Below are 22,804 nucleotides of genomic sequence, written 5' to 3' on the forward strand. Positions count from 1 at the left end.
TGCATTGGAGTCACGCAATGTCTGAATCTCCCGGAAAACTTCGATTAGGCGCCCTTGTTGCTCTTGTTGTGGGCTCAATGATTGGCGGCGGGATCTTCTCGTTGCCGCAAAATATGGCCGCCAGCGCCGATGTCGGTGCGGTGTTGATTGGTTGGGTTATCACTGCCGTGGGTATGTTGACCCTGGCCTTTGTATTCCAGACCCTGGCCAATCGCAAACCTGACCTGGACGGCGGCGTGTACGCCTACGCCAAGGCCGGTTTTGGCGACTACATGGGTTTCTCGTCAGCCTGGGGCTACTGGATCAGTGCCTGGCTGGGCAACGTCGGCTACTTCGTGTTGCTGTTCAGCACCCTGGGCTACTTCTTCCCCATCTTCGGCGAAGGCAACACCCCGGCGGCGGTGATCGGCGCCTCGGTGCTGTTGTGGGCCGTGCATTTTCTGGTATTGCGCGGGATCAAGGAGGCGGCGTTTATCAACCTGGTGACCACCGTCGCCAAGATCGTACCGCTGGTGCTATTTGTATTGATCGCGCTGTTCGCGTTCAAGCTGGACATCTTCACCGCTGATATCTGGGGCCTGAAAAACCCCGACCTGGGCAGCGTAATGAACCAGGTGCGCAACATGATGCTGGTCACCGTCTGGGTATTTATCGGTATCGAAGGCGCGAGCATCTTCTCGTCCCGTGCCGAAAAACGCTCGGACGTGGGCAAGGCCACCGTCATCGGCTTTATCACCGTGCTGCTGTTCCTGATGCTGGTGAACGTGCTGTCCCTGGGCATCATGACCCAACCGGAACTGGCCAAGCTGCAGAACCCGTCGATGGCCGCCGTGCTGGAGCATGTGGTCGGCCACTGGGGCGCGGTGCTGATCAGCGTCGGCTTGATCATCTCGCTGCTGGGTGCGCTGCTGTCGTGGGTGCTGCTGTGTGCAGAGATCATGTTCGCCGCTGCCAAAGACCACACCATGCCGGAGTTCCTGCGTAAGGAAAACGCCAACCATGTGCCGGTCAACGCCCTGTGGCTGACCAACGCCATGGTCCAGGTCTTCCTGGTGATCACCCTGTTTTCCGCCAGTACCTACCTGTCGCTGATCTACCTCGCCACCTCGATGATCCTCGTGCCCTACCTGTGGTCGGCGGCCTACGCGCTGCTGCTGGCAGTGCGCGGCGAGACCTACGAGGCGGCCCTGGCCGAGCGCAAGAAAGACCTGTTTATCGGCGCCGTCGCTCTGATCTACGCGGTCTGGCTGCTGTATGCCGGTGGCACCAAGTACCTGCTGCTGTCCGCCCTGCTCTACGCCCCTGGCGCGATCCTGTTCGCCAAGGCCAAGCGTGAACTGGGCAAACCGATTTTCACCAACGTCGAGAAGCTGATTTTCGCCGCAGTGGTCATTGGCGCCCTGGTGGCGGCCTATGGGCTCTACGACGGCTTCCTGACCCTGTAACACCTGAATCTTTATGTTCACTGGAGGATCTGTAATGACCACGGAAAAAGTTAAGTACGGCGTACATTCCGAAGCCGGCAAACTGCGCAAAGTCATGGTGTGTTCCCCAGGTCTGGCCCATCAGCGGCTGACCCCCAACAATTGCGACGAACTGTTGTTCGATGACGTGCTCTGGGTTGCCCAGGCCAAGCGGGACCATTTCGACTTCGTCACCAAGATGCGCGAACGCGATATTGATGTGCTGGAAATGCACAACCTGCTGACCGACATTGTTGCCATCCCCGAAGCCCTGGACTGGATCCTCGAGCGCAAGATCACTGCCGATACAGTTGGCTTGGGCCTGGCCGATGAAGTCGGTTCCTGGCTGCGCAGCCTGGAGCCGCGCAAGATCGCCGAGTTCCTGATCGGTGGCGTGTCGGCCGATGACCTGCCGAGCAGCTTTGGTGGTAAGACCATCGAGATGTTCCGCGACTTCCTCGGCCACTCAAGCTTTATCCTGCCGCCGCTGCCCAACACCCAGTTCACCCGCGACACCACCTGCTGGATCTACGGTGGCGTAACGCTCAACCCGATGTACTGGCCGGCGCGACGTCAGGAAACCCTGCTGACCACCGCCATCTACAAGTTCCACCCCGAGTTCACCAACGCCGACTTCCAGATCTGGTACGGCGACCCTGACCTGCAACACGGTGCAGCCACCCTGGAAGGCGGCGACGTGATGCCGATTGGCAACGGCGTGGTCTTGATCGGTATGGGCGAGCGCTCGTCCCACCAGGCCATCGGCCAACTGGCGCGCAACCTGTTCAAGAACAAGGCCGTGGAAAAAGTCATCGTGGCCGGCCTGCCGAAATCCCGCGCCGCGATGCACCTGGACACCGTGTTCAGCTTCTGCGACCGCGACCTGGTCACCGTCTTCCCCGAAGTGGTAAGCCAGATCGTTCCTTTCACCCTGCGCCCTGACGAAAGCAAGCCCCACGGCATTGATATCCAACGGGAGAAAACCAACTTCCTCGACACCGTGGCCGCAGCCCTTGGCCTCAAGACCCTGCGCGTAGTGGAAACCGGCGGCAACAGCTTCGCCGCCGAACGCGAACAGTGGGATGACGGCAACAACGTGGTAGCGGTAGAGCCTGGCGTGGTGATCGGTTACGACCGCAACACCTACACCAACACCCTGCTGCGCAAGGCCGGTGTGGAAGTCATCACTATCAGTGCCGGTGAACTGGGTCGCGGCCGTGGCGGTGGCCACTGCATGACCTGCCCAATCATCCGCGATCCTATCGACTACTAAACGACCGTCTCCCCGGTCGGCACCTACCCGATGCCGACCGGGCCGATTACCGAATCCAAGGAGAATCATCATGGCGTTCAACATCCACAACCGTAACCTGCTGAGCCTGGAACACCACACCCCGCGCGAGCTGCGCTACCTGCTGGACCTGTCCCGCGACCTCAAGCGCGCCAAGTACACCGGCACCGAGCAGCAGCACCTCAAAGGCAACAACATCGCGCTGATCTTCGAGAAAACCTCGACCCGCACCCGATGTGCCTTCGAAGTCGCAGCCTATGACCAGGGCGCCAACGTCACCTATATCGACCCGAACTCGTCGCAGATCGGCCACAAAGAAAGCATGAAAGACACCGCCCGCGTACTCGGGCGCATGTACGACGCCATCGAATACCGTGGCTTCAAGCAGGAAATCGTCGAAGAACTGGCGAAATTTGCCGGGGTACCGGTGTTCAACGGCCTGACCGACGAGTACCACCCAACCCAGATGATCGCCGACGTGCTGACCATGCGTGAACACGCTGACAAGCCGATCCACGACATCAGCTACGCCTACCTGGGCGACGCCCGTAACAACATGGGCAACTCGCTGCTGCTGGTCGGCGCCAAACTGGGCATGGACGTACGCATCTGCGCACCCAAAGCCCTGTGGCCCCACGATGACCTGGTCGGTCGCTGCAAAAAATACGCGGAAGAAAGCGGTGCACGCATCACCCTCACCGAAGACCCGAAAGCGGCGGTCAAGGGCGTGGACTTTATCCACACTGACGTCTGGGTCTCCATGGGCGAGCCAGTGGAAGCCTGGGCCGAGCGTATCGAGCAACTGCTGCCGTACCAGGTCAATGCCCAACTGATGAAAGCCACCGGCAACCCACGCACCAAGTTCATGCACTGCCTGCCGGCGTTCCATAACAGCGATACCAAGATCGGCAAACAGATTGCCGAGCAGTATCCGCACCTGGCCAACGGCATCGAAGTGACCGACGACGTGTTCGAGTCCCCAGCCTGCATCGCCTTCGAGCAAGCGGAAAACCGCATGCACACCATCAAGGCGATCCTGGTTTCGACGCTGGCTGACTTGTAACCCAACACCGCTCCCACTGATGTAACACGGTCAATGTGGGAGCGGGCTTTATGCGGCCTTGCCCGCGATGCAGTCACCTCGGTCTGCCAGGCATATTGAGGTGATGCCATCGCAGGCAAGCCAGCTCCCACATAAAGCCAACTCCGACATTTTGTCCGGTGTTCACAAAGCCGCACTCTAAAAGGACAACCGCTATGCGTATCGTCGTTGCTCTGGGCGGTAACGCCCTGCTCCGCCGTGGTGAACCCATGACTGCGGACAACCAACGCGCCAATATCCGGATCGCCACCGAACAGATTGCCAAGATCCATCCCGGCAATGAGCTGGTGATCGCCCACGGCAATGGGCCGCAAGTCGGCCTGCTGTCCCTGCAAGCCGCCGCCTACACCCAGGTCTCGCCCTACCCGCTGGACGTGCTGGGTGCCGAAACCGAAGGCATGATCGGCTACATCATCGAACAGGAACTGGGCAACCTGCTGGACTTTGAGGTGCCATTCGCCACCCTGCTGACCCAGGTTGAAGTGGACGCCAACGACCCGGCCTTTCAGAACCCGACCAAGCCGATCGGCCCGGTCTACTCCAAAGCCGAAGCGGAAAAACTGGCCGCAGAAAAAGGCTGGGCGATTGCCCCCGATGGCGATAAATACCGCCGGGTAGTGGCCAGCCCACGGCCCAAACGCATCTTTGAGATCCGCCCGATCAAGTGGCTGCTGGAAAAGAGCAGCATCGTGATCTGTGCCGGCGGCGGCGGCATCCCGACCATGTATGACGAGAACGGCAAGCTCAAGGGCATCGAGGCGGTGATCGACAAAGACCTGTGTTCCTCGCTGCTGGCCCAGCAACTGGAAGCCGACCTGCTGGTGATCGCCACCGACGTCAACGCCGCCTTTATCGACTTCGGCAAGCCAACGCAAAAGGCTATCGGCCAGGCCCACCCCGACGACATGGAAACACTCGGCTTCGCCGCCGGCTCCATGGGGCCCAAGGTCCAGGCCGCCTGCGAGTTCGCCCGCAACACTGGCAAAACCGCAGTGATCGGTTCACTCTCGGACATCGAAGCGATCGTCCAGGGCACCGCCGGTACCCGTATCAGCACGGCAAAACCTGGCATCACCTACTTATAAATACACCCCGGGCGGCTGTTGCAGCCGCCCTTCTCCAATGCCTTGTTAGGGAGAGACGCCTATGGCCATTTTTGAACCCGGTCACTTGCATGTTGAACGCCACGCCTTGAATGCCCAGGACCACAGCTACGACCTGTGCATCGACTATGAAGTCAGCCAGGATCCAAAGGAAGGCAAGGGAATGCTCTTCAAGATGCATGGTTCGGTGCAGGGCAAAGAGCTCAAGGAAGAATTCTTCCTGCCCAAGGACCAGGCCTTCGACTTTGCCCGCCATGCCATGAACATTGCGCAGAAATACGGCATGCCGAAAACCGCGGTCCTCAACGGAGGCATGCATAAACAGTACGACTTGATGTTCGAGGATGTGCGCCACCAGCTGGATGTAAAGCCGGGCGATCCGATCAAGCCTGAACACCTGGAATAACCCCTGCTCCACGGCCAAAACAGATCAAATGTGGGAGCCAGCTTGTGTGGGAGCTGGCTTGCCTGCGATGAAGGCACCTCGATGTATCAGTCACACCTCGATGAGGCTATCGCAGGCAAGCCAACTCCCACATTTTTGATCTCCACCGTCGCTCAGGCATACTGGCCACCCTCCGCATTGCAGAATCAAAGTCCGCCCCATGCGTATCCACGTCAGCTTCATCGACCGCGTCGGCATTACCCAGGAAGTCCTGGCCCTGCTCGGTGGGCGCAATCTCAACCTGGATGCGGTGGAGATGATCCCGCCCAACGTCTACATCGACGCACCGACCCTGAGCGTGGAGGTGCTGGAAGAGTTGCGCGACGCGCTGTTCAGCGTCCATGGCGTACAGGCGGTGACGGTGGTGGATATCCTTCCCGGCCAGCGCCGCCACCTGCAACTCGACGCCCTGCTGGCGGCCATGACCGACCCGGTCCTGGCCCTGGACAGCGCCGGCAAGGTGCTGCTGGCCAACCCGGCGCTGATCGCCCTCTATGGCCGCGAGCCGGCTGGCGAAAGTATCGCCGAGCTGTTTGACGATCCGGCGCTGCTGGAGGCCTTGCTCGAACATGGCTTTCGCCTGCCCCTGCGCGAGATCAGCGTCAACGGCCAGACCTTGCTGCTGGATGCCACGCCGATTACCGATGCCGGCGCGCTGCTGACGTTGTACCAACCCAATCGCATCGGCGAGCGGCTCTCGGCGCTGCACCATGACCATGCCGAAGGCTTCGATGCGTTGCTGGGCGAGTCCGTGGCCATCCGCACCCTCAAGACCCGTGCGCAACGGGTGGCGGCCCTCGACGCCCCGCTGTTGATCCAGGGCGAGACCGGCACCGGCAAAGAGCTGGTGGCCCGCGCCTGCCATGCCATCAGCGCACGCCACAGCTCACCGTTCCTGGCGCTGAACTGCGCGGCGCTGCCGGAAAACCTCGCCGAAAGCGAGCTGTTCGGCTACGCCCCCGGCGCCTTTACCGGCGCCCAGCGCGGCGGCAAGCCAGGGCTGATGGAACTGGCCAACCAGGGCACGGTGTTTCTCGATGAGATCGGCGAGATGTCGCCGTACTTGCAGGCCAAGCTGCTGCGTTTTCTCAATGACGGCAGCTTTCGCCGGGTCGGCGGCGACCGCGAGGTCAAGGTCAATGTGCGCATCCTCAGCGCCACCCACCGCGACCTGGAAAAGATGGTCAGCGAAGGCACCTTCCGCGAAGACCTGTTCTACCGCCTCAATGTGCTGAATGTGGAAGTGCCGCCCCTGCGCGAACGTGGCCAGGACATCCTGCTGCTGGCCCGCTACTTCATGCAGCAGGCCTGCGCGCAGATCCAGCGCCCGGTCTGCCGCCTGGCACCGGGCACCTACCCGGCGCTGCTGGGCAACCGCTGGCCGGGTAATGTGCGCCAGTTGCAGAACGTGATCTTCCGCGCCGCCGCCATTTGCGAAAGCAACCTGGTGGACATTGGCGACCTGGATATTGCCGGCACCTCGGTCGCCCGCCAGAGCGACGGCGAAGTGAACAGCCTGGAGCAGGCCGTCGAGGACTTTGAGCGCAGCCTGCTCGAAAAGCTCTACAGCACCTACCCCTCGACACGTCAGTTGGCCAACCGTCTACAGACGTCTCACACCGCTATCGCCCATCGGTTGCGCAAATACGGCATCCCCGGCAAACCCTGATCACCACAGGACCCTGCGTCCACGCTGGATCACCGCCCCCGTCGCGCTGAAAAACAGCTGCTGGGCCATGGCTGGACTGATCCGCGAATAGTAGATCGCAATCACATCGCTGTCGGTCTTGTCGGCCAGACTGCGAAAGCTCATAAAGCGTTGTTCCGGCCGTTTCAAATGGCCGGCGCTGTATGGCGCGTTGGCCGCCTCGCGTGTGCGGTAATGAAAATGGGCGTAGGCCAATACCTTGCCGCCAGTGTCCTTGACCAGGTATTCCTGCAGGAAATCATTCTCCCGTTTAAGCGCTATGCGCCCCTCTATCGGTAGGATTTGCACCTCATTCTGGCTCTTGAGGTAGGCAATCCCCTCTTCATCAGGTGCCAGGCGCTTGACCATCTCGATACGGATCAGCCTGCCGTGCTCCGCCAGGCGGCTGGAGGCCTGCCCCAGCTCCTTGAGCAGGGGCTCCTGCGTTTGGCTTTGCTCCTGCCCCAGGGCCTTGCGGATCTTATCGGCCACCCCATTGATTTTCCCGGCATGCCGTAACAACCGGGCCTCGACGCTGGCGGGCTGGCTGGAGAGGCGCGCTTCGTTACGCGTCTGCTCAAGCACAGTCGACTGGCGCGCCAGCAGCTTGCGCCCATCGTCCCTGAGCCTTTCCAGGGAACGCACCGGGCGCACTGGCGGCGTACTGGCCTGGGTGATTGCCTCAAACTCATCACTGCCAGGTGCCTGCCGAAAGCTCGCCACCACACTCTGATCGACCGGGTTGATGACATCGACAATGTGCTCGTTCATCTGCGGCGTACGCGCCCGAACCTGGCCCACCAGATAGCGGCTCTTGCGGTCACGGATCAGGCGCTTGCCAGAGCCAAGCGCGGGCCCGGGCGCGCGTGCAGGAGTCTGCTCGCGCTCACGCAGCAGCGCCGCCAGGGAACCGCGCGCTTCATGCTCCAAGGCGTTGAGCATGCGATTCAAGCGCTCGATGCTGCCCTCATAGAGCAGGTCGGAATCCATGTCGCCGTACTCACGCAGGGACGCTTGGGTGTTGTCATAGTCGAGCAAAATCGCGTCATAGCCGTCGATGCGCTGTTGCACACTCAGGGGGCCTGCCTCCTGCAGGTTTTTTTGTGACTGCACCGATTGGGTCGCCTCATCGACCAACGAGCCGATCCGGATGAAATCCTCATATTCCTCGGGCTTCGGCGGCCTGCGCACTATCACCCCGCCCAATGCCTTCAACTGCAGCGACTTCCAGTCCAGCGGCGTGCCAAGTGTGGAGGGAAGCAAGGCTTCAGGCCGCGAGTCATACCCGGGTACTTGGGCCAGCCTGGCATAGTTGTTTCGCTCCAGGATGCTCAAGTCGATCAGTTGCTCGTTGTAGCCAATAATTGTCTGCATCGACTCGACGAGCGTGTGGTGCGCAGCCTGAACAACGGCTACGTCTTCATGCTCCAACTGCTCACCCAACTGGCTGCGACGCTCACCGGGAAACACCTCGTTCGAGCGGTTTGCGATCAGCATCACCATCTGCACACGCAGGGTCTGGACAAGGTCCTCCAACTGCAGAATCTTTTCCGGCTCGAACCGCTCCACGGGTTTGTTGGCATTTTTTGCGATCAACGCGTCCAGCCGGTTGAACTGCGCCCGGCTTTGTTTCTCCAGGGCGGCCAGATAGCTGGCCCGCAGCGCTTGCAGGGATGGATCAAAGAGTTTTTGCTGATCGCCGCCGCGGGCGTGTTCAAAGCGCTCTTCAGCGGCCGCTGCGGCTTTTTCAGCCTCCATCAGGCGTTCCGTCATCTCTTGATAATGACGTTCAAACATCTGGTTCTGACGCTGGATATTGGCGCGGCGGCTGGCAGCCGACAGCTTGGGATGGCCACCGAGCAATTGCAGGCCCAGGTCGACTTTCCACACCCCGCGTGAATCTTTCCTGAGCCAGGGACCGGCGCGCAGGGGGGTTCTCAGGTCCACGATGCGCCAACGCCCATCCACCTGCTTGCCCCCATACAGCTGGCTGTCAATCAACAGGTAATCTTCATGGCTGACCGTGCCGCCGGGGCGCCGCACCGCGACCCGGCCGCGTATAGGGCTGTCTGGCGAGCTGACCGTGGGCGTTCCCGGCCACTGCTCGCCCGGCCCCGGGGACCAGCGGAAGGTCTCAAGCTGTGCCTGTTGCGCGGGATCAAGGCGCAACCGCGCGTTGGCCCAGGAAAAGTCCATGCCCGTGACATCGGCCAGTGAACGCTGCCAGGCAAAGGTCGACGGCGTCTGCTGGACATGCCTGACCGCCGTGGTTTCGATCGCGCCAGTAGACAGTGGCCGGGTCTCACTCAACCGCAAACGCTGATCAAGGCTGACCACCGGGCTCAACAGCAGGCCGGCCAGGCTACCGAGCAAATCGACCAGGGCACCGGCGGTGTCTTCCTGACTGGCTGCGGCCGGCAAAGCCAGCACCGTGCGAAAGCTGACATACACCTGGGACAACCACCCCGCCACTGCCACCGATCCCCTGAGCAGGGGCAGCAGGGCATTGAAGATCTGCCAGAGATTATTCTTGAACAGCGTCCAACGCAGCGCCTCGATAGAGGTGGCGCGTTTTTCGGCGGACTGCCAAAGGCTCCTGGCGTTTTCATCAAATACCGTCTCAAGAAACACCCCAGGTACTGGCTCGTCGCTGAGCAATGCCGGGCTCGCCGCAGCGTGCTCGCTGTATTCGTCCCCCTGTAGAAAGCGCTGGACATGGGGGCTTGAAAACCCGCCGTTGGCAAACAATGCGCGGCTGCTTTCAGACAGTTGCTCAAGCACCACCGCCTGCAGGTCACTGCCCGTTCGAGTGATCTCGTCGAGCAGCGCCTGGCGGCTGGCGAACTGCTGGAGCAGCGCCTCGGCCTGATCAGGCCGGTACAGAATATGGGGCAACGGGCTGTTATCCCGCGGACCGATGACAAACAGGTTGCTGGCTTTATGCACCGTTCCCCCGGCATGCGTCAGAAAAGCCAAGGGCCGGGCGATGATCACTTGGTTCCCGACCGCCCGCTTGAGCGGATCGCTCTGCAGCAAGGCTTGCACCACCTCTGCGCCTGGCGGGGTAAACCCGTTGCGTTGGCGTAGGCTGTTCTCAAGGGCGCGCAATGGAAGCTGCAAGGCCATCTGCTCGACAAACAAGCGTCGGCGCCGTGCAGACTCTGCCGGGTCCGACACCAGCGCCCGCTTGAGTAGCGCGGGGTAATGCCGCCCCACATCGACCGTCTCAATCAGTTTTTCCAGGTACGCCGGCCTGATCCACGCGGCAACCTCCTGCCCCGGCGCCGCCCGATGGGCGATCTGCACACTGGCATAGGGGGTAGCAAAGGGGTTTTCCAACGACCATGAGGTCAAGGACTTGGTGGTGCGCTGCGTCCAGCCCACCGTGGCGCCTTGGGTGCGTTCAAACGTCAGCAGGTAATCATCCGGATTGATCGCGGCTTCTTGCGGGAAATCCAGGTGCATCTGGCGTTGCAGCGCATGGCGGGCATACACGTCAATCGGCTCCAGCCCGTCGAGAAACGATGCACCGCCCGTGCGTTTTTGCAGGTCTGCCAGACGCTCCAGCCATTGGCCGTAGGTGTTCCGGTCGGCCCCGCTGGCGACCTGCAACCACAGCGGCAACTGCTCTTCGTGGGGCTGCTGGAGATAGTCGCCCTCGAACCACACCTCGGGTGCGGTGAGTTGGCTGAACAGGCGCTTGTAGCTGTCGACGCCGGGCAGGGCCGACCAATTGAGCTGCTGCAACGCCCTTAACTGGCGCTCCAGCAAGGTCTGGGCCTGTGCATCGAACACATCACCTTGCGGCTCCTTGAGCACCCAATTGACGAGCAGTCCAGGGGTGTAGTGGCTCATGTAGCGTGGCAGCAGGCTGCCCAACTCGTCCAACGCAGTCAGTTTGAGCAGGCTTATCGCGGGAACATAAACCAGGTTGACCTGTTGCTGCGCGACCTGACGCTGCAAGACCAACAACGGCAGCCACTCGCCGGGCCGCCCCTCCTGGCCGGCATAGACTTGATAGATCCGCAGCACATCGGCCCCGCCCAGCGCTTGCCGGTCCACCTGATGGCCCCACAGTTCCTGCGGCCCGTCCCCCAGCCCCAGCAGCGCGCTTGCTTGCTGCGGTGTCAGGGGCGGAGTCTGCCGGGCGCTGAGCAAACACTCACGCAACTGCGTGCCGACTGCGCCCCAGCGACTAAGCCCTGCATCGCCGGGGGCAGGCGCGTTCCAGTAGGCCACCAGCCTTGCGTTAAAACCGGCGAGCAACTGGGGGGCCAGGGCGTTGAGCATGAACTCAATATCATCGACCGACACCACATCGGTTATCGGCACGAGGCCATGGCTTATGGAACTGACCAACAGGTAGTGATGACCGGCCACGTAGTTCAGCACTTCGCTGCTCATGCAGCGCCTGATCAAGGCATCACCCAGGGTCGTGAGCTGGGTATAGCTGTCAGCGCCGGCTTGAGCGGGCTGCCTCACGCCGATCCAGGTGATGTTGGCCCGTAAACGGGAGGCCGCGAACCCGTCGGCGATCCAGTCCTGGACCATGGACTCGGCCACTTGCGTCAACGTCGGGCGCTGGGCAAACAGGCGCCGGAGAAAGTCGCGGGATGCGTTTAGCTGGGAAGTGCCCTGAAATGCCGCTATTGAATGGCTCATGCCGCGCGTCCTAATCATTGGATAACGGCAAAATAAGCCGCCCCCTGCCGGCCCGTGCGCTACATACATCTCGCGCAGCCGTATCGAAAACGCTACAGCGGAACGTTTTCAATACACGTCTGGCCCGCCTTCGCCATGCAAGGCTTTGATCCAAATAGGCTTTTTTTCCACTGTCGATCCGTAGCGATTTCGCTACAGCGCGCGTCCCTCACTCACCACCACATATCTATAAACAGTTGATTAATAACAATAAATTTATATTGGCCGCATTTTTGCTAAGGACTCTCCCATTCCAATCCCGTCCACCAGACGATTCTGGCCCTGAGGAGTTTCCATGAGCGAATTGCGTTTTACTGAAGATCACGAATGGCTGCGTGCCGAAGCTGACGGCAGCGTCACCGTAGGTATTACCGCGTTCGCGCAAAACGCCCTGGGTGATGTGGTTTACGTGCAACTGCCGGAGCTGCAGGCCTACGAGCAGGGCGCCGAAGCCTCCACTGTGGAATCGGTCAAGGCCGCCAGCGGCGTGTACATGCCCCTGACCGGCGAAGTGCTGGAAGTCAACGACCAGCTCAGCGAAAGCCCGGAACTGGTCAACGAAGACCCGACGGGCGAAGGCTGGTTCTTCCGCTTTAAACCGGCTGACGCCGATGCAGTAGCTAAGCTGTTGGATCAGGATGCGTACGACCGCCTGATCAAAGCCAACGCTGAAGCTTGAGGAGCGCGCCATGAGTATCAACCTGAGCACCGCCAACGAATTTATCGCCCGCCACATCGGCCCGCGCCAGGACGACGAGCAACAGATGCTCGCGACCCTGGGTTTTGACTCCCTGGAAGCCTTGAGCGCCAGCGTGATCCCGGAAAGCATCAAGGGCACCGCCGTGCTGGGCCTGAGCGACGGCCTGAGCGAGGCCGATGCACTGGCCTCGATCAAGGCCATCGCCGCCAAGAACCAACTGTTCAAGACCTACATCGGCCAGGGCTATTACAACTGCCACACGCCGTCGCCGATCCTGCGCAACCTCCTGGAAAACCCGGCCTGGTACACCGCCTACACGCCTTACCAGCCCGAGATCTCCCAAGGCCGCCTGGAAGCGCTGCTGAACTTCCAGACCCTGATCAGTGACCTTACCGGCCTGCCGATCGCCAACGCATCCCTGCTCGACGAAGCCACTGCCGCCGCCGAGGCCATGACCTTCTGCAAGCGTCTGAGCAAGAACAAGGGCAGCAACCAGTTCTTTGCCTCCGTGCACAGCCACCCGCAGACCCTCGACGTGCTGCGCACCCGTGCCGAGCCGCTGGGCATCGAGGTGGTAGTGGGCGACGAGCGTGAACTGACGGATGTCAGCCCGTTCTTCGGCGCCCTGCTGCAATACCCGGCCAGCAACGGTGATGTGTTCGACTACCGTGAATTGACCGAGCGCTTCCACGCCGCCAACGCACTGGTGGCCGTGGCCGCCGACCTGCTGGCCCTGACCCTGCTGACCCCACCGGGTGAGTTCGGTGCCGACGTGGCCATCGGCAGTGCGCAGCGCTTCGGCGTGCCGCTGGGCTTTGGTGGCCCGCACGCCGCTTACTTCTCCACCAAGGACGCGTTCAAGCGTGACATGCCGGGGCGTCTGGTCGGTGTGTCCGTAGACCGTTTCGGCAAGCCGGCCCTGCGCCTGGCCATGCAGACCCGCGAGCAACATATCCGCCGCGAAAAGGCCACCAGCAACATCTGCACCGCCCAGGTACTGCTGGCCAACATTGCCAGCATGTACGCGGTGTACCACGGCCCCAAAGGCCTGGTGCAGATCGCCACGCGCATTCATCACCTGGCCGCAATCCTCGCCAAAGGCCTGGGTGCCCTGGGCTTCAAGGTTGAACAAGAGACGTTCTTCGACACCCTGACCCTGGCCACCGGCGCCAACACTGCGGCCCTGCACGACCAGGCCCGTGCCCAGCGCATCAACCTGCGCGTCGTGGACGCGGCACGCCTGGGCCTGTCGGTGGATGAAACCACCACCCAGGCCGATATCGAAACCCTGTGGAGCGTGTTCGCAGGCGGTAAAGCCCTGCCGGACTTCGCCGCCCTCGCCGCCAGCGTCGACAGCACTCTGCCGGCCGCGCTGCTGCGCCAATCGCCGATCCTCAGCCACCCGGTGTTCAACCGCTATCACTCGGAAACCGAGCTGATGCGCTACCTGCGCAAGCTGGCCGACAAGGACCTGGCGCTGGACCGCACCATGATCCCGCTGGGCTCGTGCACCATGAAGCTCAACGCCGCCAGTGAAATGATCCCGGTGACCTGGGCCGAGTTCGGGGCCCTGCACCCGTTCGCCCCGGCCGAGCAAAGCGCCGGCTACCTGCAACTGACCACTGAACTGGAAGCCATGCTCTGCGCGGCCACCGGCTACGACGCCATCTCCCTGCAGCCGAACGCCGGTTCCCAGGGCGAGTACGCGGGCCTCTTGGCGATCCGTGCCTATCACCAGAGCCGTGGTGAAGAACGCCGCGATATCTGCCTGATTCCTTCGTCGGCCCACGGCACCAACCCGGCCACCGCCAACATGGCCGGCATGCGCGTAGTCGTCACCGCGTGCGATGCCCGTGGCAACGTGGACATCGAAGACCTGCGCGCCAAGGCCATCGAGCACCGCGAGCACCTCGCCGCGCTGATGATCACCTACCCGTCGACCCATGGCGTGTTCGAGGAAGGCATCCGCGAAATCTGCGGGATCATCCATGACAACGGCGGCCAGGTGTATATCGATGGCGCCAACATGAACGCCATGGTCGGCCTGTGCGCCCCGGGCAAGTTCGGCGGCGACGTGTCGCACCTGAACCTGCACAAGACCTTCTGCATCCCCCACGGCGGTGGCGGCCCGGGCGTTGGCCCGATTGGCGTCAAGTCGCACCTCACGCCATTCCTGCCCGGCCACGCGGCCATGCAGCGCAAGGAAGGCGCAGTCTGCGCGGCGCCATTTGGCAGTGCGAGCATCCTGCCGATCACCTGGATGTACATCAGCATGATGGGCGGTGCAGGCCTCAAGCGCGCTTCGCAGCTGGCGATCCTCAATGCCAACTACATTTCCCGTCGCCTGGAAGAGCACTACCCGGTGCTGTACACCGGCAGCAACGGCCTGGTGGCGCACGAGTGCATCCTAGACCTGCGCCCGCTCAAGGACAGCAGCGGCATCAGCGTGGATGACGTGGCCAAGCGCCTGATCGACTTTGGTTTCCATGCCCCGACCATGTCGTTCCCGGTGGCCGGCACCTTGATGATCGAGCCGACCGAAAGCGAATCCAAGGAAGAACTGGACCGCTTCTGCGACGCCATGATCGCTATCCGCGAGGAAATCCGCGCGGTGGAAAACGGCACGCTGGACAAGGACGACAACCCGCTGAAAAACGCGCCGCACACGGCAGCTGAAATCGTCGGTGAATGGAGCCACCCGTACAGCCGTGAACAGGCGGTGTATCCGGTAGCGTCGTTGATCGAAGGCAAGTACTGGCCGCCGGTCGGCCGGGTCGACAACGTGTTTGGCGATCGCAATCTGGTGTGTGCGTGCCCGTCGATCGAGAGCTACGCGTGATCTGACTGAAGAGACGCAGTCAGTGTAGGAGCTGGCTTGCCTGCGATAGCCTCACCTCGGAGCTACTGATAGACCGAGGTGTCTGCATCGCAGGCAAGCCAGCGCCTACACAAGCCCGGCTCCCACAGTGATCGCATTGCGCAGAACAGCTTGCTTCCAATAATAAGAAACCGGAGAACAACTCATGTCTTTAAGCGTGTTCGACCTGTTCAAGATTGGCATCGGCCCCTCCAGTTCCCACACCGTTGGCCCGATGCGTGCCGCCGCCCGCTTCGCCGAGGGCCTCAAGCGGGACGACCTGTTGCACGCCACCACCTGCGTCAAGGTGGAACTCTACGGTTCACTCGGCGCCACCGGCAAAGGCCACGGCAGTGACAAGGCCGTGCTGCTGGGCCTGGAAGGTGAACACCCGGACACCGTCGACACCGAAACCGTGGCCGCGCGCCTGGTGCAGATGCGCGGCGACGCTCGCTTGAACCTGCTCGGTGAACACAGCATTGCGTTCAACGAGAAAGAACACCTGGCGATGATTCGCAAACCCCTCGCCTACCACCCCAACGGCATGATCTTTCGTGCGTTTGACGCAGCCGGCATCCAGATCCGCAGCCGTGAGTACTACTCGGTGGGCGGTGGTTTTGTGGTGGATGAAGACGCGGCCGGCGCCGACCGGATCGTCGAAGACGCCACGCCCCTGACCTTCCCTTTCAAGCACGCCAAGGATTTGCTTGGCCATTGCACCACCTACGGGCTGTCCATCAGCCAGGTGATGCTGACCAACGAAAGCGCCTGGCGCCCGGAAGCCGAGACCCGCAGCGGCCTGCTGAAGATCTGGCAGGTCATGCAGGACTGCGTGGCGGCCGGCTGTCGCAATGAAGGCATCCTACCCGGTGGCTTGAAGGTCAAGCGCCGTGCGGCCGCGCTGCATCGCCAGTTGTGCAAGAACCCGGAATCGGCGCTGCGCGACCCGCTGTCGGTGCTGGATTGGGTCAACCTGTATGCCCTGGCGGTCAACGAAGAAAACGCCAACGGCGGGCGCGTGGTCACGGCGCCCACCAACGGTGCCGCCGGGATTGTGCCGGCGGTGTTGCATTACTACATGCGCTTTATCCCCGGCGCCAATGAGGACGGGGTGGTGCGCTTCCTGCTGACCGCCGCGGCCATCGGCATCCTCTACAAAGAAAACGCCTCGATCTCCGGGGCTGAGGTCGGCTGCCAGGGCGAAGTGGGCGTGGCCTGTTCCATGGCCGCCGGAGCCTTGTGTGAAGTGCTGGGCGGCACCGTCTCCCAGGTGGAGAACGCCGCCGAAATCGGCATGGAGCATAACCTCGGCCTGACCTGCGACCCGATTGGCGGCCTGGTGCAGGTGCCCTGCATCGAGCGCAATGCCATGGGTTCGGTGAAGGCGATCAATGCGGTGCGCATGGCCTTGCGCGGTGATGGGCAGCACTTCGTGTCCCTCGACAAGGTGATCCGCACCATGCGCCAGACCGGCGCCGATATGAAAAGCAAATACAAGGAAACCGCCCGTGGCGGTTTGGCCGTCAACATTATCGAGTGCTGATGCTTATAAACGCGCCAGCACGTTTTTCAGGAGCTGAATATGTCCACCGAAACCCTGTTGAAAACCCCGCTGCACGCCCTGCACCTTGAACTGGGCGCACGCATGGTGCCGTTCGCCGGTTATGACATGCCGGTGCAATACCCCCTGGGCGTGATGAAAGAACACCAGCACACCCGTGAACAGGCCGGGTTGTTTGATGTGTCGCACATGGGCCAGATCCGCCTGACCGGGTCCAACGCCGCCAAGGCCCTGGAAACCCTGGTGCCGGTGGATATCATCGACCTGCCCGTGGGCATGCAGCGCTACGCCATGTTCACTAACGACCAGGGCGGCATCCTCGATGACCTGATGGTCGCCAACCTGGGTAACGACGAGCTGTTTCTGGTGGTCAACGCCGCCTGCAAGGATCAGGACCTGGCGCACCTGCGCCAGCATCTGGGCGAGCAATGCCAGATCGAGCCACTGTTTGAAGAGCGCGCCCTGCTGGCCCTGCAAGGCCCGGCAGCGGTGAAAGTACTGGCGCGCCTGGCGCCGGAAGTGACCAAGATGACCTTTATGCAGTTCGCGCCCCTGCGCCTGCTGGGGGTCGAGTGCTACGTCAGCCGTTCCGGCTATACCGGCGAAGACGGTTTTGAGATCTCGGTGCCTGCGGCCAGTGCCGAAAGCCTGGCCCGTAGCCTGCTGGCCGAAACTGAAGTCGAAGCTATCGGCCTCGGCGCCCGCGACTCCCTGCGCCTGGAAGCCGGGCTGTGCCTCTATGGCCACGATATGAACACCGAGACCACGCCGATTGAAGCCAGCCTGCTGTGGGCGATTTCCAAGGCCCGTCGCGCCGATGGCGCGCGTGCCGGGGGCTTCCCGGGGGCAGATCGGATTTTCACCCAGCAGCAAACCGGCGTCAGCCGCAAACGCGTTGGCCTGCTGCCCCAGGAACGCACCCCGGTCCGTGAAGGCGCCGAGATTGTCGATGAACACGGCACCGTGATCGGCCGTGTGTGCAGCGGCGGCTTTGGCCCGAGCCTCGGCGGCCCGCTCGCCATGGGCTACCTCGACACGGCCTTTACCGCGCTGGAGAGCGAAGTCTCTGCATTAGTGCGTGGGAAAAAGGTGCCACTTCGTGTAAGTAAAATGCCATTCGTGCCACAACGTTACTACCGTGGCTGATCGACTGTTCCTATAAGTAACGCGGTTGTGTTCATTTGCACTAATCTGTAACGCAACCGCCATAAAACAGTGCACTGACGATAGTCAATGTTATATCGATTAACCTATAACAAGTGACCCACGCTATCGAATAACACAGTGCCGCAATGTTGACCGAAGTGTCATGAAGGCGAGTAAATACGTGGCTTGCAGAGGGCTTGTTTTTTCTGTGTTAGTTGTCGTAGAGTTTGCCCACTGTGTTTGCATGGGTCGCTTTTAACCTGGACCTGGGCAGTAGCCAAAGTTTGCTACAACCCGTTCGACGTCTCTTACTTTCCTGCAACCCAGCCCAGTACTCTTTCAGGTGAAAGGGGCTGTCATTAATTTTTAGCGTCAAGGAAATAAGAAAATGGCTGAACGTCAGAGCGGTACCGTCAAGTGGTTTAACGACGAGAAAGGTTTTGGTTTTATCACTCCAGAAAGCGGTGCGGATCTGTTCGTGCATTTCCGCGCTATCCAGGGCAACGGTTTCAAGAGCCTGAAAGAAGGCCAGAAAGTGACCTTCATCGCCGTGCAGGGCCAGAAAGGCATGCAGGCTGACGAAGTACAAGCAGAAGCCTGATCCTTACTGCGACAAAAAGCCTCTGATGGTGACATCAGAGGCTTTTTTATGTGCGTTTGTCCGTAAAATGGCTTTTTTCCTCCAGAGAGCCGAGCCATGTCGAAACACCTGCTAAGCCCCCAAGGCGAATTCCCCGCCGTTGGCCTGGGCCGTCGTCTGGCAGCGATGTTCTATGACTTCCTGTTGTGTACCGCCCTGCTGATCGTCACCGCCTTCCTCTATAAGCTGGTGTGGATCGCCTTTGTCGGTGAAGCGAAGATGCGCACGCTCTCGGAGTCCGGCGCCCTGGACGGTGATCCGTTGCTGTCGACGATTCTGTTTTTTGTGCTGTTTGGCTTCTTCGCCAAGTTCTGGACCCATTCCGGACAGACCCTGGGCATGCAGGTGTGGGGCGTACGTGTGCAGAATGCGGACGGCTCGCGCATCAGCCTGTGGCAGGCGCTGTTGCGTTTTGTGGTGTCGATTGCGTCGTGGTTGTGCGCGGGGCTGGGGTTTATCTGGTCGCTGGTGGACAAGAAACAGCGGGCCTGGCATGACATCTATTCGGACACGCAATTGGTGCGGATCCCGAAGAAAAAGAAATAGCCCCAGGCCAATGAAATCTAAATGTGGGAGCGGGCTTGCCCGCGATGGCGGTGTGTCAGTCACTACATGTGCAGACTGATCCACCGCTATCGCGGGCAAGCCCGCTCCCACATTTTTTGCTGCATCAGCCGTGGATCAGGCGTTGCCCGCCAGCTTCAGGCGGGCCGCCTGGGTAAAGTCCAGCATGCGCTTGAGTGGGCGCACGGCATGGGGGATCAAGGACGGCTCGACAAAGATCTCGTTGCTGCCTTCCCGCAGGCATTGCAACGTGCGCTCCAGGGTATTCATCGCCATCCACGGGCAGTGCGCACAACTGCGGCACGCCGCGCCGTTGCCGGCGGTTGGCGCTTCGACAAACACCTTGTCCGGGCACAGCTGCTGCATCTTGTAGAAAATGCCGCGGTCAGTGGCGACGATAAACGTCTTGTTCGGCAAGCGCTGCGCCGCCGCAATCAACTGGCTGGTGGAACCCACGGCATCGGCCAACTCGATGACCGAGGTCGGTGACTCCGGGTGTACCAGGATCGCTGCGTCCGGGTACAGCGCCTTCATGTCTTCCAACTGCTTGGACTTGAACTCCTCGTGGACGATGCAGGCACCGTCCCACAGCAGCATGTCGGCACCGGTCTGGCGCTGGATATAGGTGCCCAGGTGCTTGTCCGGGCCCCAGATAATGGTCTCGCCGTTATCCATCAGGCTTTCGACGATTTCCAGGGCGCAACTGGAGGTCACCACCCAATCGGCACGGGCCTTGACCGCCGCCGAGGTGTTGGCATACACCACCACGGTGCGTTCCGGATGCTGATCACAGAACGCCGAGAACTCTTCCACCGGGCAACCCAGGTCCAGAGAGCATGTGGCTTCCAGGGTCGGCATCAGGATGCGCTTTTCGGGGGTGAGGATTTTCGCTGTCTCGCCCATAAAGCGCACGCCGGCGACCAGTACGGTCTTGGCCGGGTGGGCGGCGCCGAAGCGGGCCATTTCCAGGGAGTCGGAAACACAGCCACCGGTTTCTTCGGCCAGGGCCTGAATCACCGGGTCACAATAGAAGTGCGCCACCAGCACCGCGTCTTGAGCCTTGAGCTCGGCAGCAATGGCAGAACGTAAGCTTGCCTCTTGCTCGGCACTGAGCACCTTGGGCTGCTTGGCATCGAGGTGGGCTTGGACCAGAAGGCGTTCGGAAATTTGCGTCATGTTCGCAAGACCTGCAGGCGCAGTTGCGCGAAAGTCGAGTGTACCACCGGCTCCGGAGCCCTTCGGGCGCCGCCGGACGAAGTGATTGTGTTCATCAAGCACGGGTTAAGGTGAAGCTGCGCAAGGCTACAGAATATCGAATGGATTCAAAAGCCTAATATGCCGCAAAACGCCTACCCGGCGGGAGCATACGGGTGATATCCCGCGACATTGGCATCGTTTAGGGCGCAGGGACATTGCCCATTTCCCTGGCCAGGTCCAACCAGGCTCGTGCAGCCGGCGGCAGATGAGCATTGCGCCGCCAGGTCAAAGCAATATGCCAGTCGGTCTGAGGCTCATCCAGGGCAATCAGGGCAATGCCGGCATGCAAGTGTTTGTAGGCCAGCATGCGCGGCAGGAAGGCGACTCCCAGGCCCGCGCCCACCAGGTCGACGATAAAGTCGATCTGGGCGCTGCGCACCGAAACCTTCGGCGATACACCGCGACGCTCGCAGGCGGAAAGAATGATGCGGTTCAAGGCAAAACCGGCTTCGAACAGTATGAATGGCGAGTCGGACAGGTCGGAAAAATCCACACTCTCACGCCCGGCCAATGGATGGCTGCTGGGCAGGACGACCATCAGCGGCTCGACGCGCACGTCCTGATACTCAAACTCGCCCTCCACCGGCACCAGTAGCGCAGCCACATCCACCTCCCCCGCTTGCAGGCACTCGCCCAGCTTCTTGCTGCCGTGCTCGATCAGCTCAATCTCTATCTGTGGGTAACGCTGGCGGTACACTGCAAACATCGCCGCAAACAATTCACCACTGCCCACCGGCGGCAAGCCAATACGCAATACGCCACGCTTGAGCCCCAGCAGGTCGTTGATCTCGGCGACCAAGTCACTGCGCTCGGCGAGCAACACCAGGGCGCGGCGGTAGGCAATTTCACCGGCTGCTGTCAGTTCGCTCTTATGGCCGATACGACTGAACAACGGCGTGCCCAACTCTTCTTCAAGGGTCTTGACCGCTTTGCTGACGCTCGATTGGGTAAGCGAAACCATCTCGGCCGCCTGTGAGAAACTGCCTTGGCGCACCACTTCGACAAAGGCTCGCAGCGTTCGCAGGTTCATGACTATTCCATTTGCGACTTGAATGAAGTTGTAAAAGTTGTTTTTACCATGAAATGCCTTTGACTATCCTCCACCCACCGTTTTCTTTATTCCGGGGCCTCACTGTTCATGATCATTTCGTCCGCATCGGATTACCGCGAAGCCGCACGCCGCAAACTGCCGCGTTTCCTGTTCGACTATATTGACGGTGGCGCGTACGCCGAGCACACCCTCAAGGCCAACAGTTCGGACCTGGCAGACATCAGCCTGCGCCAGCGTGTCCTGCGCAACGTCGAGAGCCTGAGCCTGGAGACCACGCTGTTCGACCAACCGCTGGCGATGCCGGTGGTCATGAGCCCGGTAGGCCTGACCGGCATGTTTGCCCGACGCGGGGAAGTCCAGGTGGCCAACGCGGCGGCCAATAAAGGGGTGCCGTTTTGCCTGTCGACCGTGTCGGTGTGCCCGATCGAGGAAGTAGCGTCGCAGACGGCGCAATCGATCTGGTTTCAACTGTATGTGCTGAAAGACCGCGGCTTCATGAAAAACGCCCTGGAGCGTGCGCAAGCCGCCGGGGTGAAAACCCTGGTGTTTACCGTCGACATGCCCACCCCCGGCGCCCGCTACCGTGATGCCCATTCCGGCATGTCCGGCCCGTACGCCGCCCAGCGGCGCATGTTGCAGGCCGTGACCAAACCGGCCTGGGCTCTTGATGTAGGGCTGATGGGCCGCCCCCACGACCTGGGCAATATCTCCAAATACCTGGGCAAACCGACCCACCTTGAAGACTACATCGGCTGGCTCGCTACCAACTTCGACCCTTCCATCAGCTGGAAAGACCTGGAGTGGATCCGCGAGTTCTGGAAGGGCCCGATGATCATCAAGGGCATCCTCGACCCACAGGACGCCAAGGACGCGGTGAGTTTCGGCGCCGACGGCATCGTCGTGTCCAACCACGGCGGCCGCCAGCTCGATGGCGTGTTGTCCACCGCCAAGGCTCTGCCTGAGATTGCCCAGGCGGTTGGCAGCGACCTCACGGTGCTGGTGGACTCCGGGGTGCGTTCGGGGCTGGACGTGGTGCGCATGCTCGCCCTCGGCGCCCGTGGCGTATTGCTGGGACGAGCGCCTGCCTATGCGCTGGCTGCCGATGGCCAGCGCGGTGTAGAGAATCTGCTGGATATCTTTGCCAAGGAAATGCGCGTGGCCATGACCCTGACCGGGGTTACGTCGATTGCGCAGATTGATGAGTCAATCCTGGTGCGCGGGCAGATCTGACCCGCC

General features: G+C 61.3%; 16 protein-coding genes. 13 read left to right on the forward strand and 3 right to left on the reverse strand.

The features are described from left to right. Positions 1–17 precede the first annotated feature (17 nt). From arcD to gcsR, 6 genes are all read left to right on the forward strand, one after another. A complete protein-coding gene (gene arcD / locus HU773_RS21410) occupies positions 18–1,445 on the forward strand; it encodes an arginine-ornithine antiporter (RefSeq protein ID WP_057439997.1) in 1,428 nt (475 codons plus the stop codon). Between the two features lie 34 nt (positions 1,446–1,479). Further along, the gene (gene arcA, locus HU773_RS21415; protein ID WP_057960511.1) at positions 1,480–2,736 is read left to right on the forward strand and encodes an arginine deiminase; all 1,257 of its coding nucleotides are present in this window, start codon (positions 1,480–1,482) and stop codon (positions 2,734–2,736) included. A gap of 70 nt (positions 2,737–2,806) precedes the next feature. Continuing rightward, the gene (locus HU773_RS21420) at positions 2,807–3,817 is read left to right on the forward strand and encodes an ornithine carbamoyltransferase (protein ID WP_029296316.1); all 1,011 of its coding nucleotides are present in this window, start codon (positions 2,807–2,809) and stop codon (positions 3,815–3,817) included. Positions 3,818–4,011: 194 nt separating this feature from the next. Continuing rightward, positions 4,012–4,941, forward strand: coding sequence for a carbamate kinase (gene arcC / locus HU773_RS21425; RefSeq protein ID WP_057960512.1), 930 nt, complete (start codon positions 4,012–4,014; stop codon positions 4,939–4,941). A 61-nt stretch (positions 4,942–5,002) separates the two neighbouring features. Next, the gene (locus HU773_RS21430) at positions 5,003–5,365 is read left to right on the forward strand and encodes a DUF5064 family protein (protein WP_057440000.1); all 363 of its coding nucleotides are present in this window, start codon (positions 5,003–5,005) and stop codon (positions 5,363–5,365) included. A 199-nt stretch (positions 5,366–5,564) separates the two neighbouring features. Continuing rightward, complete coding sequence (gcsR, locus tag HU773_RS21435; RefSeq protein WP_057440001.1) at positions 5,565–7,073, forward strand: transcriptional regulator GcsR; 1,509 nt, start codon at positions 5,565–5,567, stop codon at positions 7,071–7,073. On the opposite strand, the gene HU773_RS21440 is transcribed toward gcsR, so the two are convergent. Next, the gene (locus HU773_RS21440) at positions 7,074–11,753 is read right to left on the reverse strand and encodes a hypothetical protein (RefSeq protein ID WP_186625466.1); all 4,680 of its coding nucleotides are present in this window, start codon (positions 11,751–11,753) and stop codon (positions 7,074–7,076) included. A gap of 334 nt (positions 11,754–12,087) precedes the next feature. Between HU773_RS21440 and gcvH the strand changes: the two genes are divergently transcribed. The 6 genes from gcvH to HU773_RS21470 all read left to right on the forward strand — a co-directional run bounded on the left by gcvH (position 12,088) and on the right by HU773_RS21470 (position 19,242). After that, positions 12,088–12,471 carry a glycine cleavage system protein GcvH gene (gene gcvH / locus HU773_RS21445; protein WP_057440003.1) on the forward strand — a complete coding sequence of 128 codons (384 nt, stop codon included), beginning with the start codon at positions 12,088–12,090 and terminating at the stop codon, positions 12,469–12,471. Positions 12,472–12,481: 10 nt separating this feature from the next. Continuing rightward, positions 12,482–15,331, forward strand: coding sequence for an aminomethyl-transferring glycine dehydrogenase (gene gcvP / locus HU773_RS21450; protein WP_115128821.1), 2,850 nt, complete (start codon positions 12,482–12,484; stop codon positions 15,329–15,331). 184 nt (positions 15,332–15,515) lie between these two features. After that, positions 15,516–16,892, forward strand: a complete 1,377-nt coding sequence (locus HU773_RS21455; protein ID WP_057960516.1) for an L-serine ammonia-lyase — start codon at positions 15,516–15,518, stop codon at positions 16,890–16,892. Between the two features lie 39 nt (positions 16,893–16,931). Then, positions 16,932–18,056 (forward strand): glycine cleavage system aminomethyltransferase GcvT, encoded by a 1,125-nt coding sequence (gcvT, locus tag HU773_RS21460; protein WP_057960517.1) that lies wholly within the window; start codon positions 16,932–16,934, stop codon positions 18,054–18,056. Positions 18,057–18,444: 388 nt separating this feature from the next. Next, the gene (locus HU773_RS21465) at positions 18,445–18,657 is read left to right on the forward strand and encodes a cold-shock protein (protein WP_029241865.1); all 213 of its coding nucleotides are present in this window, start codon (positions 18,445–18,447) and stop codon (positions 18,655–18,657) included. A gap of 96 nt (positions 18,658–18,753) precedes the next feature. Beyond that, positions 18,754–19,242, forward strand: a complete 489-nt coding sequence (locus HU773_RS21470; RefSeq protein ID WP_029300279.1) for an RDD family protein — start codon at positions 18,754–18,756, stop codon at positions 19,240–19,242. Positions 19,243–19,377: 135 nt separating this feature from the next. Here the strand turns inward: HU773_RS21470 and nadA are convergent, their stop codons facing one another. Together nadA and HU773_RS21480 are read right to left on the reverse strand one after the other, a co-directional pair. Then, positions 19,378–20,436 carry a quinolinate synthase NadA gene (nadA, locus tag HU773_RS21475; RefSeq protein WP_029300280.1) on the reverse strand — a complete coding sequence of 353 codons (1,059 nt, stop codon included), beginning with the start codon at positions 20,434–20,436 and terminating at the stop codon, positions 19,378–19,380. A gap of 220 nt (positions 20,437–20,656) precedes the next feature. Then, positions 20,657–21,547, reverse strand: a complete 891-nt coding sequence (locus tag HU773_RS21480; RefSeq protein WP_057440005.1) for a LysR family transcriptional regulator — start codon at positions 21,545–21,547, stop codon at positions 20,657–20,659. A gap of 108 nt (positions 21,548–21,655) precedes the next feature. On the opposite strand from HU773_RS21480, the gene lldD reads away from it, so the two are divergent. Next, positions 21,656–22,798 (forward strand): FMN-dependent L-lactate dehydrogenase LldD, encoded by a 1,143-nt coding sequence (lldD, locus tag HU773_RS21485; protein ID WP_120734006.1) that lies wholly within the window; start codon positions 21,656–21,658, stop codon positions 22,796–22,798. Positions 22,799–22,804 lie beyond the last annotated feature (6 nt).

Source organism: Pseudomonas shahriarae (assembly GCF_014268455.2).
In the GTDB taxonomy this organism is placed as follows: Bacteria; Pseudomonadota; Gammaproteobacteria; order Pseudomonadales; family Pseudomonadaceae; genus Aquipseudomonas; species Aquipseudomonas shahriarae.